The sequence below is a fragment of the Bacillus sp. PK3_68 genome, assembly GCF_003600835.1.
Classification (GTDB): domain Bacteria; phylum Bacillota; class Bacilli; order Bacillales; family Domibacillaceae; genus Pseudobacillus.
This window is the reverse complement of sequence record NZ_NQYC01000001.1, coordinates 1,188,535-1,204,626: the sequence shown is the minus strand read 5'-3', so window position 1 is coordinate 1,204,626 and position 16,092 is coordinate 1,188,535. Positions and strand designations below refer to the sequence as shown.

Annotated in this window: 15 protein-coding genes; 12 read left to right on the top strand and 3 right to left on the bottom strand. The window is 41.2% G+C overall.

All coding sequences use genetic code 11. From position 1 onward, the window contains the following. Window positions 1–98 precede the first annotated feature (98 nt). The 10 genes from glyQ (at window position 99) to CJ483_RS06265 (ending at window position 11,400) form a co-directional block, all read left to right on the top strand. Entirely contained in the window at window positions 99–989 is an 891-nt protein-coding gene (gene glyQ / locus CJ483_RS06315) for a glycine--tRNA ligase subunit alpha (protein WP_120033104.1), read from the top strand. Next, window positions 982–3,054, top strand: a complete 2,073-nt coding sequence (glyS, locus tag CJ483_RS06310) for a glycine--tRNA ligase subunit beta (RefSeq protein WP_120033101.1) — start codon at window positions 982–984, stop codon at window positions 3,052–3,054. Before glyQ ends, glyS begins: the two co-directional genes overlap by 8 nt. Before the next feature lie 223 nt (window positions 3,055–3,277). After that, entirely contained in the window at window positions 3,278–3,910 is a 633-nt protein-coding gene (ccpN, locus tag CJ483_RS06305; protein WP_182916983.1) for a transcriptional regulator CcpN, read from the top strand. Between the two features lie 30 nt (window positions 3,911–3,940). Continuing rightward, window positions 3,941–4,747, top strand: a complete 807-nt coding sequence (locus tag CJ483_RS06300) for a pyruvate, water dikinase regulatory protein (RefSeq protein ID WP_406909577.1) — start codon at window positions 3,941–3,943, stop codon at window positions 4,745–4,747. Window positions 4,748–5,269: 522 nt separating this feature from the next. Continuing rightward, window positions 5,270–7,081 carry a DNA primase gene (gene dnaG, locus CJ483_RS06295; RefSeq protein WP_120033091.1) on the top strand — a complete coding sequence of 604 codons (1,812 nt, stop codon included), beginning with the start codon at window positions 5,270–5,272 and terminating at the stop codon, window positions 7,079–7,081. Window positions 7,082–7,124: 43 nt separating this feature from the next. Continuing rightward, window positions 7,125–8,246, top strand: coding sequence for an RNA polymerase sigma factor RpoD (gene rpoD / locus CJ483_RS06290; protein WP_120033087.1), 1,122 nt, complete (start codon window positions 7,125–7,127; stop codon window positions 8,244–8,246). Between the two features lie 206 nt (window positions 8,247–8,452). After that, window positions 8,453–8,941, top strand: coding sequence for a hypothetical protein (locus tag CJ483_RS24425; RefSeq protein WP_120033080.1), 489 nt, complete (start codon window positions 8,453–8,455; stop codon window positions 8,939–8,941). Window positions 8,942–9,107: 166 nt separating this feature from the next. Further along, window positions 9,108–9,479 (top strand): cytochrome c550, encoded by a 372-nt coding sequence (cccA, locus tag CJ483_RS06275; RefSeq protein ID WP_120033076.1) that lies wholly within the window; start codon window positions 9,108–9,110, stop codon window positions 9,477–9,479. Window positions 9,480–9,575: 96 nt separating this feature from the next. Further along, window positions 9,576–10,304: a tRNA (adenine(22)-N(1))-methyltransferase gene (locus CJ483_RS06270; protein ID WP_120033073.1), complete on the top strand. Its 729-nt coding sequence runs from the start codon at window positions 9,576–9,578 to the stop codon at window positions 10,302–10,304. Further along, window positions 10,282–11,400 (top strand): Nif3-like dinuclear metal center hexameric protein, encoded by a 1,119-nt coding sequence (locus CJ483_RS06265; protein ID WP_120033070.1) that lies wholly within the window; start codon window positions 10,282–10,284, stop codon window positions 11,398–11,400. Before CJ483_RS06270 ends, CJ483_RS06265 begins: the two co-directional genes overlap by 23 nt. Window positions 11,401–11,458: 58 nt before the next feature. Here CJ483_RS06265 and CJ483_RS06260 read toward each other — a convergent pair whose 3' ends face one another. Beyond that, window positions 11,459–12,415: a 4-hydroxy-3-methylbut-2-enyl diphosphate reductase gene (locus CJ483_RS06260; protein ID WP_120033067.1), complete on the bottom strand. Its 957-nt coding sequence runs from the start codon at window positions 12,413–12,415 to the stop codon at window positions 11,459–11,461. Window positions 12,416–12,506: 91 nt separating this feature from the next. Further along, entirely contained in the window at window positions 12,507–13,055 is a 549-nt protein-coding gene (vrrA, locus tag CJ483_RS06255; protein ID WP_120033064.1) for a VrrA/YqfQ family protein, read from the bottom strand. Between the two features lie 172 nt (window positions 13,056–13,227). On the opposite strand from vrrA, the gene CJ483_RS06250 reads away from it, so the two are divergent. Then, a complete protein-coding gene (locus CJ483_RS06250) occupies window positions 13,228–14,547 on the top strand; it encodes a DEAD/DEAH box helicase (protein WP_120033061.1) in 1,320 nt (439 codons plus the stop codon). A 93-nt stretch (window positions 14,548–14,640) separates the two neighbouring features. Beyond that, window positions 14,641–15,537, top strand: coding sequence for a deoxyribonuclease IV (locus tag CJ483_RS06245; protein WP_120033058.1), 897 nt, complete (start codon window positions 14,641–14,643; stop codon window positions 15,535–15,537). Window positions 15,538–15,733: 196 nt separating this feature from the next. Here CJ483_RS06245 and CJ483_RS06240 read toward each other — a convergent pair whose 3' ends face one another. Further along, the gene (locus CJ483_RS06240) at window positions 15,734–15,988 is read right to left on the bottom strand and encodes a DUF2624 family protein (protein WP_120033055.1); all 255 of its coding nucleotides are present in this window, start codon (window positions 15,986–15,988) and stop codon (window positions 15,734–15,736) included. Between the last annotated feature and the right edge of the window lie 104 nt (window positions 15,989–16,092).

Genomic DNA, 16,092 nt, shown 5'->3' with positions numbered 1-16,092 from the left:
GGGACGAGAGTTTTTTATTTGTCAAAGAAGCAAGCGAGCGCTTTTAGTAAGAGCGTGGAAAGCTGCTAATCACCAACTACAGAAAGAGAGGCATAGCTATGAATATTCAAGAAATGATTTTAACCTTGCAAAAACATTGGTCCGATCATGGCTGTATTTTAATGCAGGCTTATGATGTCGAAAAAGGAGCCGGTACGATGAGTCCGTATACTTTTTTACGCGCGATTGGTCCGGAACCGTGGAACGTTGCCTATGTGGAACCGAGCAGACGTCCGGCAGATGGTCGTTACGGGGAAAATCCGAATCGTCTGTATCAACATCATCAGTTCCAAGTTATTATGAAACCTTCACCGGATAACATCCAAGAAATGTATTTGGATTCTTTAAGAGCTCTTGGTATTGAGCCGCTTGATCATGATATCCGTTTTGTGGAAGATAACTGGGAAAACCCATCCCTTGGTTGTGCAGGACTCGGTTGGGAAGTATGGCTGGACGGCATGGAAATCACGCAATTTACGTATTTTCAACAAGTCGGCGGTCTGGAGTGTAAGCCGGTTTCCGTGGAGATTACATATGGGATCGAACGGCTTGCATCTTATATTCAAGAAAAAGAAAATGTCTTCGATTTGGAGTGGACGGAAGGTTTTACTGTAAGAGATATTTTTTATCAGCCTGAATACGAGCATTCGAAATACACATTTGAAACGTCAGACGCTGATATGTTATTTAATCTATTTACTATTTATGAAAAAGAAGCAAAGCGCCAAATGGATGAAGGGTTGGTTCATCCTGCTTATGATTACGTTTTAAAATGCTCTCACGTTTTTAATGTCCTTGATGCCAAGGGAGCCATTTCAGTAACAGAGAGAACAGCTTATCTTGGACGCATGCGCAGTATGGCTAGACAAATCGCCAAAACATTCTATGAAGAGCGTGAGAAACTAGGATTCCCAATGTTAAAAAAGAAAGGAGAGGCGGAATATGAATAAGAGAGATATATTATTAGAAGTTGGCTTGGAGGAAATGCCAGCCCGCTTTGTAACTGATTCGATGAATCAGCTTGGCAGCAAAGTGGAAGAATTTCTTCAGGAGCAGAAAGTCGCCTATGAAGGCATCAAGCTTTATTCAACGCCGCGCCGCTTGGCAGTTTTAGTCGAAGGCGCAGCAGAAGCGCAAGAAGACATTGAAGAAGAAGCGAAAGGGCCGGCAAAGAAGATTGCTCTTCAAGAAGACGGTTCCTGGTCAAAGGCAGCGATGGGGTTTACGCGCGGACAGGGAGTTACCGTTGAAGATATTTATTTTAAAGAAATCAATGGCATAGAATATGTTCATGTTAATAAATTTATTAAGGGCCAACCGACGATCGATTTACTGCCAAAACTGCGCGAGATCATTTTAGGTCTTCATTTTGGGAAAAATATGCGCTGGGCTAATAATGATCTTCGATATATTCGACCGATCAAGTGGATTGTTGCTTTATTTGGCTCAGAAATTATCCCTTTTCAAATTACGAATGTATCGACTGGCCGGATAACGAAAGGACATCGTTTCTTAGGTGATTCAGTTACAATTACCATTCCAGCTGAATATGAAGAGCAGCTGAGAAATCAGTTCGTTATTGCTGATCCGGCTGAACGAAAAGCGATGATTCGCCACCAGCTTTCTCAGTTAGAACAAGAAAAGTCATGGGTCATTCCAGTCGATGAAGAGTTATTGGAAGAAGTGAATAACTTAGTGGAGTATCCGACTGCTTTATCGGGTTCATTCAATGAGGATTTTCTTGAGTTGCCTGAAGAAGTGCTCATTACTTCGATGAAAGAGCATCAGCGGTACTTTCCGGTAAAAGATCAGAAGGGAACATTGCTCCCTCACTTTGTTACTGTTCGAAATGGAGACAGCCGCTCACTTGATACGGTAGCACGTGGAAACGAAAAAGTTTTAAGAGCTCGTCTCGCCGATGCTGACTTTTTCTATAAAGAAGATCAAAGCAAGGATATTGATTTCTTTTTAAGTAAACTTCAAGCGATTGTGTATCATGAAAAAATTGGCACACTGGCTGAAAAAGTAAAACGGATTCGCCGATTAGCTGCTAAGCTAAGTAAATTAACGGGAGCTTCTGAAGAAGAGCAAGAAAAAGTAGACCGTGCCGCGGAAATATGTAAATTTGATCTAGTTACGCAAATGGTTTATGAATTCCCGGAGCTGCAGGGAATTATGGGCGAAAAATATGCCGAGCAAAAAGGAGAAAAGCCAGAAGTTTCCCGAGCTGTCAACGAGCATTACGAGCCGCGGCATGCCGATGATAAAGCACCGGAAACGTTCACTGGCGCCGTTGTTAGTCTAGCGGATAAATTAGATACGATCGTGTCCTGCTTTGCGGTCGATATTATTCCAACGGGTTCTCAGGACCCTTATGCCTTGAGAAGACAGGCAGCGGGGATTGTTCTGATTTTAGAGGAAAAGCATTGGAGCGTTTCTCTTGAGACGGTTCTACAAATAGCTATCAGTGTAGTGAAAGAGGATCATATTGGCGAAAAAACAGCTGACTTACTCTTGGAAGAGTTAGTTGCTTTCTTTAAGCTTCGCATTAAACATAGCCTGCAAGCAAGAGACGTCCGCTATGACTTAATTGATGCGGTACTTGCGGGGGCTGTCGGTTCTTTGCCTTCTCTTTTTGCAAAGGCAGCTGTATTAATGGCACACAAAGAAGAAGATGGCTTTAAAGAAACGGCAGAAGCGCTTAGCCGTGTGGTCAACATTGCTAAGAAGGCTGAGGAACATGGAGCGGTCGATGAACAACATTTTGTGAACGAGGAAGAGAAAGTGTTGCATAGAGAATTTCTTCGTGTCCAGCTTGGACTGCAAGAGTCACAGACAGCTGAGCAGCAATTTGCTCTGCTTGAAAGCTTAAAGGCACCAATTGAACAATATTTTGATCACACAATGGTCATGGCAGAAGAGACAGATGTAAGAGAGAATCGCTTAAATCAAATGAGAGAGCTCTCGAATCTCATTTTGACATTCGCTGATTTCAATAAAATCTTAGTGAAGTAAAGGCCCTGCTGTTTTCCTGCTTCAATTGATCATTCATCTATACCAGCGCAAAACACAGCAGCCGCATGAAACTTTTCTTTTCATTCGGGTTAAATAGTATATAATATTTATTATATGGTATAACACTTTTGAAAACTGAAGCACAGACGCTTGCATACTCGGTTGTAAAGATCAAAGGGGTAATTGAGCCATTGGTGTCTGTGCTGCTATTGCGCATTAGGTGGTGAGGGAGATCGAACTTAATAATCGTCAGGAAAAAATCTTGAAAATTGTTAAAGAAAATGAGCCAATTACTGGTGAGAATATAGCTGAACGATTAAACTTAACGAGAGCAACATTGCGACCGGATTTAGCCATTCTAACAATGGCGGGTTTTTTGGATGCAAGGCCTCGTGTCGGCTATTTTTATACAGGTAAATCTGGTACTCAGCTTCTTACAGAAAATTTAATGAAAATATATGTGAAAGACTATCAGGCAGTACCTGTTGTCGTACGCGAAAATGTATCTGTGTATGATGCCATCGTTACGATGTTTTTAGAGGATGTCGGCACGCTGTTTGTAGTGGATGAAAACAGCCATTTAGCCGGTGTACTGTCGCGAAAAGATTTGCTGCGAGCAAGCATTGGCAAGCAGGAATTAAATGCTATTCCAGTCAATATTATTATGACAAGAATGCCAAATATTACTGTGTGTGAAAGAGATGACTTGCTTGTTGATGTGGCTAAGAACTTAATCGAAAGACAAATAGATGCGGTGCCGGTTGTCAAAAAATCACCCACAGGCTATGAAGTAATCGGACGCATTACAAAAACAAATATTGCCAAAGCATTTGTCGCATTGGCAGATGACGAGTGATGCAGCTAGGAAAGGAGGTTCTATTTTTTGCTGAATGACCCAATCATCTACATCGTTTCTGATTCAGTAGGCGAGACAGCAGAGCTTGTAACGAAAGCGGCTGTCAGCCAGTTTAATGGATCGCATGCTGTGATTAAACGATTTCCCTATGTCGAGGACTTATCCACTATCGATGAAGTAATCGACTTAGCCAAGATTGAGCGAGGGATTATTGTATATACGCTCGTAAAACCGGAAATCAGAACCTATATGAAGCAGCAGGCCCAAAAAGAGAAGATTGTTATTTTTGATTTGATTGGTCCGCTGATGGATGAGCTTGAATCTTTATATGGACACCAGCCTTTAATGGAACCGGGACTTGTAAGAAAATTGGATGAAGAGTATTTCAAAAAAGTAGAAGCGATTGAATTTGCAGTGAAATACGATGACGGCCGTGATCCGCGTGGTTTATTGAAGGCGGACGTTATTTTAATCGGAGTGTCACGAACATCAAAAACACCGCTCTCTCAATATCTTGCTCATAAGCGGTTGAAAGTAGCCAATGTCCCTCTTGTGCCGGAGGTGGATCCTCCAGAGGAGCTATTTGATCTTCCATCAGATAAATGTTTTGGCTTAAAGATTAGCCCTGACAAACTAAACCAAATCCGAAAGGAACGGTTAATTTCACTTGGTTTGAATGACAGTGCAAGTTACGCTGATCTTGAGCGAATTAAAGCAGAAATTTCTTATTCTGAAAAGATCATGAATCGCATTGGTTGTGAAGTGATCGATGTAACGAATAAAGCGGTGGAAGAAACAGCTAACATTATTTTGAGCAGGCTTGGCAAACGGAAATAGACGTTATTTACTGCAGCTCCTTCTTTCTTTTACAAGCTGAAATTGAATTGAAGGGTCGCGGTTTATACGGAAATCGAGAAAAGGAGGCTTTTCATTTTTAGAAGAGCTTCTTTTTCTTTAACCTGTGAAAAATCAATGGTTTTTTTGAATGAAATGTACTATAATAAAAAATTGTGATAAAAATGTATTTAAAAAAGGTTTAACACCTAAGGTAAAGGAATAAACTAATTGTATGCCACTTGGAAGGATATTTGCCGGACGGCAGATTATTGTTCGTTTTTTTTATGTTATTTCTCATTTGAGAAGGATTCTAATCAAGATTGTAGAATTATAATGCATAGGGCAAGAGAAATATGAAGGGATTTGTCGATTCTCTCTCTTATGCCGGATTGGAAATAACTAGGCACTAACAAAGGATCAGGCTGAGTGTTGCAGGCAAAGCAGCTTAGGAAAAGCAAATAATAGAAAAAGCTGCAGGAAATTTAGTTTTTTTATCGAACAATAGTATAGCTGGTGATGTATGTGACAGGAAAAATTCCTGAGGAAACCATTCAACAAATCAAGCAGTCACTGGACATTACTGAAGTAATCGGTGATTACGTTCAGTTGAAAAAACAAGGAAGAAACTTCTTCGGACTATGTCCATTTCACGGAGAAAATTCACCGTCTTTCTCTGTATCCCCCGATAAGCAAATATATCATTGTTTCGGGTGCGGAGCTGGAGGAAATGTTTTTTCTTTTTTAATGGAAATAGAAAATATCTCTTTCCAGGAAGCAGTTAGCAAGCTGGCTGCCCGTACAGGAGTAGCACTTGATCCTGCGCTTACAGGTGATAATCGCAACCGATCCTTTTCTGAAGAGCACGATCAGATAATAAAGGCTCATGAGTTATTGGCAAAATTCTATCATCATTTGCTAATGAATACAACAGAAGGCCAGGAAGCATTAGACTATCTGGAGAAGCGAGGGTTTTCAAAAGAACAATTGGAAACATTTCAAATCGGCTGGTCGCTTCCAAATTGGGATTTCACCGTTAAATTTCTTCAAAAGCGCGGATTTACTTCTGAATGGATGGAAAAAGCAGGTCTCATTATCCGAAGAGAGGAGGATGGAACCTACTTTGATCGCTTTCGCGGTCGAATTATGTTTCCTCTTCATGATGAGAAAGGAAAAGTGGTTGCTTTTTCTGGCCGGTCTCTTCATGATGAAAAGCCCAAATATTTAAATAGCCCGGAAACGCCTATTTTTAATAAAAGCCGCCTCTTGTATAATTTTCATCGAGCACGGCCAGCTATTCGTAAGCAACATTATGCGGTTCTCTTTGAAGGATTTGCAGATGTAATTGCTGCTGCAAGTGCTGGGATAGAAACAGGAATTGCGACAATGGGGACGTCATTGACTGATGCCCATATCCAGCAGATCAGGCGAACGGCCGATCAGGTTATTATTTGCTTTGATGGTGACTCGGCGGGAATACAGGCTGCTTTCCGTGCTTCTAATTTACTAAGTGATAGTAGCTGTGATATTAAAGTCGCTCTCATTCCAGATAAAATGGATCCGGATGATTATATAAAAACACATGGCGCCGAGAAATTTCGGAATAGCGTCATCGACACAGCTATGACCTTAACTGCCTTCAAAATGGAATACTACAAGCAAGGGAAGAATCTACAGGATGAAGGACAAAAGCTGCGTTATATCGAAGAAGTAGTAGCGGAAATTTCTAAATTAAAAAAAGCGGTAGAGCGCGATTATTATTTAAGACAGGTCGCCGAGCAATTCTCGCTTTCACTTGAGGCACTAAAGCAACAGGAAAAACAGCTTTTCTTTAAGGAAAGGAAGAAGCATTCTTCAAACGAGCGGACGTTTCAGCAAGCGCCAGCTTTACAAGCGCCTGTAAAGCTGTATCCTGCGTTTCAAACTGCAGAGCGGAGGCTCATTGCACATATGTTGAAAGATATAGATCTTGCTTACAAAGTAAAGGATTTGCTGAATGGCGGAACATTTAATATTGATGAGCATCAAGCTATTTTTACGTATTTACTTGGCTTTTATGAAGGAGGCAATGTACCGGATTCAAGTGCATTTATCAGTTTTCTCCCAAACGCCAATTTGCGCCGCCTCGTTTCGGATATAGAAATGATGATGGTCAGTGAAGTGATAAATGATGAAGCAGTGTACGATTATATAAAAGAAATAGCGCAATATCAAAAAGTGTTGGAAATAAAAGAAAAAAAGCAACGGCAGGTAGCAGCGGAGAAAGCAAAGGATTATCAAACAGCCGCCCAGCTTGCCATGGAAATTGTAAAGTTAAAAAAAGAATTAACTAAATAGGAAAAACACTGAGGCAAGGATTTTGGAAGGAGGGGGACGACTAATGGCTGAAAAGTCTACACGTTCCAAAGAAACTGAAGTAACATTGGAAAGAGCGAAAGAACAGATTGTTGAGATAGGCAAAAAGAGAGGCAAATTATCCTATGACTTCGTGGCTGATAAGCTGTCACCATTTGAAGTGGAGTCTGACCAGGTGGATGAATTTTACGAGTACCTTGGTGAGCAAGGAATCGATATAACAAATGATGAAGATGAGGAAGAAGATCCGAATCTTCACGAACTTGAAAAAGAAAGTGAAGAATTTGACCTTAATGACTTAAGCGTTCCGCCAGGAGTGAAAATTAACGATCCAGTCCGCATGTACTTGAAGGAAATCGGTCGTGTAGATCTTCTATCCGCTGAAGAAGAAATTGAACTGGCTACCCGGATTGAAGAGGGTGACGAAGAGGCAAAACGCCGTCTTGCTGAAGCCAACCTCCGTCTTGTAGTCAGCATAGCAAAGCGCTATGTCGGGCGCGGCATGCTCTTTCTTGACTTGATTCAGGAAGGAAACATGGGCTTAATTAAAGCTGTTGAAAAGTTCGATTACCGCAAAGGATTTAAATTCAGCACGTACGCTACCTGGTGGATTCGTCAGGCGATCACAAGAGCGATTGCTGATCAGGCAAGAACCATTCGGATTCCTGTTCATATGGTTGAAACAATTAATAAGCTAATCCGTGTTCAGAGACAACTCCTTCAGGATCTTGGCCGCGAACCGTCTCCTGAAGAAATTGCTGAAGAAATGGATTTAACTCCTGAAAAGGTACGGGAGATCCTGAAAATTGCGCAAGAACCTGTTTCTCTTGAAACACCGATTGGGGAAGAAGATGATTCCCACTTAGGCGATTTCATTGAAGACCAAGAAGCAACTTCTCCTTCTGAACATGCTGCCTACGAGTTGCTGAAAGAACAGCTTGAAGATGTTCTTGATACGTTAACAGACCGAGAAGAAAATGTGCTGCGCCTTCGATTCGGATTAGACGACGGACGCACTCGGACACTTGAAGAAGTCGGCAAAGTGTTTGGGGTTACCCGTGAACGGATCCGACAAATTGAGGCAAAAGCTTTGCGTAAGCTTCGCCATCCAAGTCGCAGTAAACGATTAAAAGACTTTCTTGAATAATACATGTTCAGCCGCCGGGTAGAATGCGAATGCCGGCTGGAATGTTTTATTCTTGCTCCGATGGTTTACTTCTTTTAAAGAAGTAAACTTTTTTTTATTTTTCATTAAAAGCAGGTATTTAGAGAATTTTCTCGAATGTGTTATGACAGGATGTGACCATGGATGAAAGATGAAAAAAAACACATAATTATTAAAGAAATTTATTTTTGGAAAGAAAATCATATGTTGCCGGATCATTATTGCGATTATTTGTTGACACTTTATACTCAAGGAGAAGAGCTGCCCGAAAACGCTGTCAAAAAATCAAGTTCAAAGCGGCTAACCGTCATCAGTTTGCTTGCTTCTCTTTTTTCGTATTTATTTCTTTATTTGTTCTATATTTTACTGAATTGTCTTTCCCTTTGCAAATGACGATTTTGGCAGCTTTTGTCGTTTTGTTGATCAGTCTAGCTATTTATTTTTCTAAAAAAGGTTTTTTTCTTCCGTTTTTATATGTAGCTGCAGCTGTTTTATTTTTAATTTTGACAGTCGAATGGCATGAGAAAATCTGGGGAGAGAACTCTAATACCCTTTATGGTTTGCTATTTTTACATTGTATAATTTGGTGGATAACAGGCAGGAAACTAGGCCAAATTTATTTTACGATCTCTGCATGGCTTGGCATAATATTGTTGATTGTTTTTATTTCCATATAATATAAAAAAACTTAAAAAAAAGAAAAAAGGGAAGAAAATGTGTCTAATTTACGACAAACGGGTAAAAACTTCTATGTAAGGGCTTTTCGTCTTCTTCATTTTCAAGTAGAATAGTAAGTGTTTGTACTTTCTATTTGTTATTTGTGTACATAAGGGAGGTTAAGAAATGAATCGTAATCCAATCATTCCGTTCTTATTGATTGCTGTGTTTGGCCTCGGTCTGATTTTCTTCCTTTCTTTAGAAGGTCTTGATAACTCTAAAGAAATGGCGAAAGAGGAGAAGGGTGAAGAGCAAACAGGTGATCAGACAGCGGGCGGCACTTTTGAACCAGAAGGCTTTTACAAGCAAACTTGTGCTGGTTGTCATGGCGGCAACTTTGAAGGTGGAGCCGGTCCTTCTTTGAAAGGTATTGGCGACAAATTGTCCAAAGATGAAATTAAAGAAATTATTACAAACGGTAAGGGCGCTATGCCTCCAGGCCTTGTGCAAGCTGAAAATGCTGATGCTATGGCTGACTGGGTCAGCAAAATTAAATAATGCAAGAGAAGTTCTTTGCCGGACGGCAAAGAACTTTTTTATTAGACATTTTCATATAGAATGGAAGCGGAATATTAAAATAAAAGTGGTGACACGATGAATATTAATCAATTATCAAAACGCTTAATGGCTGTAGCCTCTCGAATACCGCAACAAGCTGTTATAGCTGATATCGGCTCTGATCATGCTTATTTACCCTGTTACGCTGTCAAAAAGGGGCTGGCTGTCAAGGCTATTGCCGGAGAAGTGGCGGTCGGGCCTTTACAAGCTGCCAGACAGCAGGTGAAAGAAGCAGGGCTTGAAGAGAAAATAGCTGTGCGAAAAGGAAGCGGGCTCGAAGTCATTGCAGCTGGCGAGGTGGATTGTGTCACGATTGCCGGCATGGGAGGAACATTGATCACCTCTATTTTGGAAGAGGGAAAAGAGAAACTGCCGGGTGTGAAACGACTCATTTTACAGCCTAATCTTCGTGCCGATCATATTCGCAAGTGGTTATTAACGAACGGATGGGAATTAATCGAAGAAGAGATCATGGAAGAGGATGGAAAAATATATGAAATTTTGATCGCCGAAAAAGGGGATGCTGAAAGACCTTACAGCAGCCAAAAAGAATTGGAGTTGCTTACAGGCCCAATGCTTCTCCAGGAGAGAAGCGATGCATTTCTTAAAAAGTGGAAAAGAGAAGCAGCCCAGCTGGAGGTTGTCCTGGAAAATTTGAAAAAAGCGGGGAATCAGAAAGCGGCTGAGGAAAAAAGAAGAAGCATACTTCAGGAGCTTCAGCTAATCAAGGAGGCAATCGATAGTGAAGAAAACGAACGGCCATGAAATTATTCAATTGTTTGAACAGTTCTCTCCAAAAAGGTATGCAATGGAAGGGGATAAAATCGGCTTGCAAGTCGGCCGCTTAAATAAACCGGTTGAACGTGTTCTTGTTGCACTAGATGTATTGGAGGAAGTAGTAGATGAGGCGATAGAAAAAGATGTGCAGCTAATTATTGCTCATCATCCGCTAATTTTTCGCCCGTTAAAATCTATTGTGACAAGTGATCCAGCTGGCAGAATCCTTGAGAAATTAATTAAGCATGATATTGCTGTTTATGCGGCCCACACAAATTTGGATGTGGCCAAAGGTGGGGTGAATGACCTTTTGGCAGAAGCTCTTGAATTAATGGACACGGAGGTACTAGTGTCGACGCTTGAAGAGGATTTAAAAAAGCTCGCTGTTTTTGTACCAAAGGATTATGCAGAGAGTATGCGTGAGGCGCTCGGTCAAGCGGGAGCTGGATTTATCGGAGAATACAGCCATTGTTCATTTTCGACAGACGGAATGGGCCGATTCATGCCGGGGGAACAAACTAATCCATATATTGGCCAATCAGGACAGCTGGAAACAGTAGAGGAAGTAAAAGTTGAAACGATCTACCCGAAGAGCCTGGAAAAAGCAGTGCTGTCTGCTATGCTAAAAGCACACCCATACGAAGAAGTAGCTTACGATATCTATTCGCTTGATAATGAGGGAGAACGACTTGGTCTGGGAAGAATCGGCAAATTAAAGGAGTCGATGACTCTGCATGAATTTGCTGAGCATGTGAAAGACAAGCTGGATGTTAAAGGGGTTCGTGTGGTCGGTCAACTAACCGATCCAGTAAGGAAAGTTGCTGTTCTTGGAGGAGATGGAAACAAATATTTCCAATCTGCCAAGTTTAAAGGGGCAGATGTATATGTCACGGGTGATTTTTATTACCACACTGCTCATGATGCTCTTGCAGCTGGTTTAAATATAGTAGACCCCGGACACAATGTAGAAAAGGTAATGAAAACGGGGACCGCCAATAAAATGACTGCGCTAGCTGCTGAGAAAAGCTTTGATGTGGAGTTCATCCCTTCTGCTATTCATACAGATCCATTTACATTTATATAAAAGCAAACAGGCTGATTCCTCCTGAAGGATCAGCCTGTTTAGTCACAACTACTTGCTATTAACGAGTCGTCAATGTGGATCTTTTCACCTTTGGTAAAATTTTATTCAACGGGACTTTTTTCTCTCGAGTCCACGTGCTTTCGTCATTCGGATCAAATTGTTCTAAAAACTGAATAACTTCTTTTACAATCGGTGTTGGAGTAGACGCTCCAGCAGTTACAGCTGCCGTCTTCGCATCCTTTATCCAGTCGATTTCGATTTCGGAAACATCGGCTACCCGATAAGCCGTTGTGCCGGCAATTTCCATAGAGACTTGAGCTAGACGGTTGGAATTGTTGCTCTTAGGGTCTCCAACAACAATTAACACATCTGCTTCACCCGCTTGTTCTGCTACCGCTTCCTGACGGACTTGGGTAGCGAGGCAAATTTCTTTATGCATCTCTGCGTGCGGATATTTTTCCTTAATTTTGTCCATGATGTCAGCTACGTCCCATTGGCTCATCGTCGTCTGGTTAGTAACAATTATCTTAGGGCTCTTTATCACCAACTTGTCGACGTCTTCAGGTTTCTCAACTAAATGAATGATCTCAGGGGCGACGCCTAATGCACCTTCTGGTTCAGGATGGCCTTTCTTTCCGATATAAATGATCTCATATCCTTCTGCTTTCTTTTCGCGGATTAAATCGTGTGTCTTTGTAACATCAGGGCAGGTAGCATCAATAGTCACAAGATTCTTCTTGCGGGCAAGCTCTCTTACTTCCGGAGAGACGCCATGGGCAGTAAAGATAACTGTTCCTTTATCGACTTTTTCAAGTATTTCTCTTCGGTTGCTGCCTTCGAGTGTAATGATGCCTTCTTCTTCGAATGCGTCTGTTACATGCTTGTTATGGACAATCATTCCAAGAATATAGATCGGACGCGGCAAGCTTTTATCTAGAGCGGCGTTCCGGGCGATGACCATCGCATCTACTACGCCGTAACAATATCCTCTCGGGGCGATTTTAACTAGTTCCATAAAAAAACCTCCTATTTTTATAATCGGAGTAAAAAGTGTACGAATTCATTATATAGGAGGAGGCTGAACTTTGGAAGTAAACAACCGTTTCTTAAATGTAAAGTTTCGGTGTGGATGATTTAGATGTTGGCTTTGAAGTAAGCTCATCATCTCTTTCCGACTGTGATTCGATTTGTTCTGCTACCGGCTTCTCTTCTGTTTTTGAAGTTTCTGATTGCTGTTTTTCTTTCTTTTTTACTGGCTCTTCAGATGGGCTCTCGGTTTTGTTCTCTTCTTCTGCATCAGGCATAGACTTCAATCCTTTATACAGCTTCCACATAGAGGGCAAATTTTTTACCATGGGACCGTACTGTTCAACGATTGGCCCTATTTGCTGAACAGTTTTCAGTACTTGCTGCGTGTTAGCCAACATCTGTTGTAAATTCAGAGGATTGGTTAACTTTTGGGCAGCTGCGCCTGCGCCTTGGCGCTCAAACCCAGTTAGGCCAGGGCCTCCCCCTGTCCCTTGTCTTAGAAGCCCGAGTAGCCCCCGTCCGGTTCTTCTCGGCATACCAGGAGGCGGAGGAGGAGAGAAGCCTCTCATCGGAGGTGGATAGTAATAGCCGGGCGGAGGACGATTGCCGCGTGGAAAAGGGATCATAACTAATTCATCCTTTCATATATTTTTCTTCTTCGTTATTGTATGCGCTAAAAAGCAAAAAGGTTTGCTTTGAAAATGAACGAATCATCCGGAGCCCTTTGATTTATAGAAAGTTTTGATATAATATCAGAATGGAGAAAAAGGCTTATTCAAGCCAAAAGGAGTGTCACACTTGGCAAATCATCAATTCGAGAAATACGGGTTTCAACCGTTTATTAATAAAGGAATAGAGCAATTAGGTTTTTACGAGCCAACAGATATACAAACAAAGATGATCCCGCTTATTCTAAAAGGGGAAAGTGCGATTGGACAATCCCAAACGGGAACAGGGAAAACGCATTCTTATATTTTGCCGATCCTTCAGCAAATAAATCCGGCTAAAAAAGAAGTACAGGCTGTTATCACGGCACCGACGAGGGAGCTTGCTAATCAAATTTACCAGGAGATTCTAAAGATTACTCGCTTGTCTGAGGAAGAAATTACAGCTCGCTGTTATATTGGCGGGACAGATAAGCAGCGAGACATTGAAAAGCTGAGAAATCAACCGCACATTGTTGTGGGGACACCTGCAAGAATTAATGACTTAATCCAGGCGCAGGCGCTATCTGTTTATAAATCTAAGGTGCTTGTAGTGGATGAAGCAGATTTGATGCTTGACATGGGATTTATTGTTGATGTGGACCAGATTGCTTCTAGAATGCCTGAGCAATTAAACATGTATGTTTTTTCAGCAACGATTCCTGAAAAGTTAAAGCCTTTTTTGAAAAAATATATGGAAAATCCAGAATATATTCATATTCAGCCTAAACATATTTCAGCAGAAAATATCAATCACATTCTCGTGCCGAAAAAAAGCCGGGAAAAGATTGACTTGCTGTTTGATATGCTGCAAGCATACAACCCATATTTAGCCGTAATCTTTACTAACACAAAACAAAAAGCTGATGAAGTGGCAGACGCCCTGCTGGAAAAAGGCTTAAAAACAGGCCGGATACATGGGGACTTATCACCGCGTGACCGGAAGAAGATGATGAAGCAAATACGTGATCTAGAATATCAATTCATTGTTGCCACGGATCTGGCGGCACGGGGAATTGATATCGAAGGGATCAGCCATGTCATCAACTACGAGTTGCCAAAGGATCTAGATTTTTATATTCATCGGGCAGGACGGACCGCGAGAGCAGGCTCTTCAGGAATATGTGCAACAATCTACACTCCTTCTGATGAAGATGCTCTTGTCCGATTAGAGAAGATGGGTATTACATTTAGCCATGCGGATTTGCGCAGTGGCGAATGGACCGAGCTTGTTGACCGTAATCAACGGAGAAAACGTGAAAAAGCAGCAGACGAAATTGATGCTAAAGCAAAATCAATTGTTCGCAAACCAAAAAAAGTAAAGCCGGGTTATAAGAAGAAAATGCAAAGAGAAATGGTGCAATTTAAAAAGCGTGAGCGCCGTTTAGAAACAAAGCGTACTAAGAAGAAGTAAGAGGTGAATGAAAAGGCCTGCTGCAGCAGGCCTTTTTTGCTGAAAAAGATGTATTTTTCTAGTAAAATAATGAGCGGTAAAGGAGAGATAGATATGTTGAAAATTGGATCCCATGTGTCAATGAGTGGGAAAAAAATGTTACTTGGGGCAAGTGAGGAGGCCGCTTCTTACGGTGCAAATACATTTATGATTTACACGGGAGCTCCACAAAATACGAGAAGAAAAAAAATTGAAGAGCTGAATATTGAAAAAGGCTGGTTTCATATGAAGGAAAATGCCATGGTCGATATCGTTGTTCACGCTCCATATATTATCAATATTGGCAACACAATCAGTGCGAACACATTTGAACTTGGTGTTACTTTTTTACGCTCTGAAATAGAGCGGACAGCCGCTCTTGGAGCCAAACAGATCGTGCTTCATCCAGGCGCTCACGTTGGGGCAGGAGCAGAAGCGGGTATCAAAAAGATTATTGAAGGGCTAAATGAGGTGTTAACAAAGGATATTGATGTGCAAATTGCCCTGGAAACAATGGCTGGCAAAGGATCGGAATGCGGAGTTACTTTTGAAGAGCTGGCAACGATTATGGACGGAGTATATTTAAATGATAAATTATCAGTTTGTTTTGATACATGCCATACCCATGATGCTGGTTATCCTATAAGAGAGGATTTTGACGGAGTGCTTGATCAATTTGACCGCATTGTTGGAGTAGAACGGATCAAAGTTTTGCATATTAATGATAGTAAGAATGAGCAGGGAGCGAGAAAAGACCGTCATGAAAATATCGGCTTTGGACATATTGGGTTTGAAGCACTCAATTATATTGTCCATCATCCTCAGCTAACAGAGATTCCAAAGATACTGGAAACACCTTATGTAGGTGAAGATAAAAATTCTCGCAAGCCACCTTACAAGTTTGAAATTGAGATGTTCAGACAAAACGCATTTGATGAAAATGTGCGTCAGAAAATATTGACTGTTAATTAACAGTTCGCACTTTTTACGAGAGTCTGTTAAAAACAGGGTGGTTTTGGGTAAAGGCTTAGTCTTGTAAACCCAGATAATCTTTTCCTGCTGAAAATTAGAGAGCACACTTTCAGCAGGAAAAGACAACTGCTTATCTGGAATAAATAAGCGCATGTTGACTTGGACATTGTTAAGAATCGAAAGCCCTGTATCTTTGTTATTGTAAAAAAGTTGTGAGTAGTTTGTTTAGTTTTTTGGCAGTTTGTTCATTGGTAATGGCGGCGATTTCCCTCAACAGATTTGCCCTCTCATATTCATTAAATAAATCGACTTTCTGGCTTTGCAAGCGGCGTGCGATTTTTTCAGCCTCTTCTCTTCTCAATGGGATATCAAGTCCTTTCGCATACTTTAACAGTTCATCCCCTGTCATCGTTTGAGCTTTTTGGTTAATTAAGTGCTGTAAAAATTTCATTGGCAGTCACTCCTTTTCTTCTATGTTTAATGTATGAAAGAAAGAAAAGAAGGTGATTCAAGAACACCGTTGTTCCAAAGGAATACTTTACAATAAAAGGAATG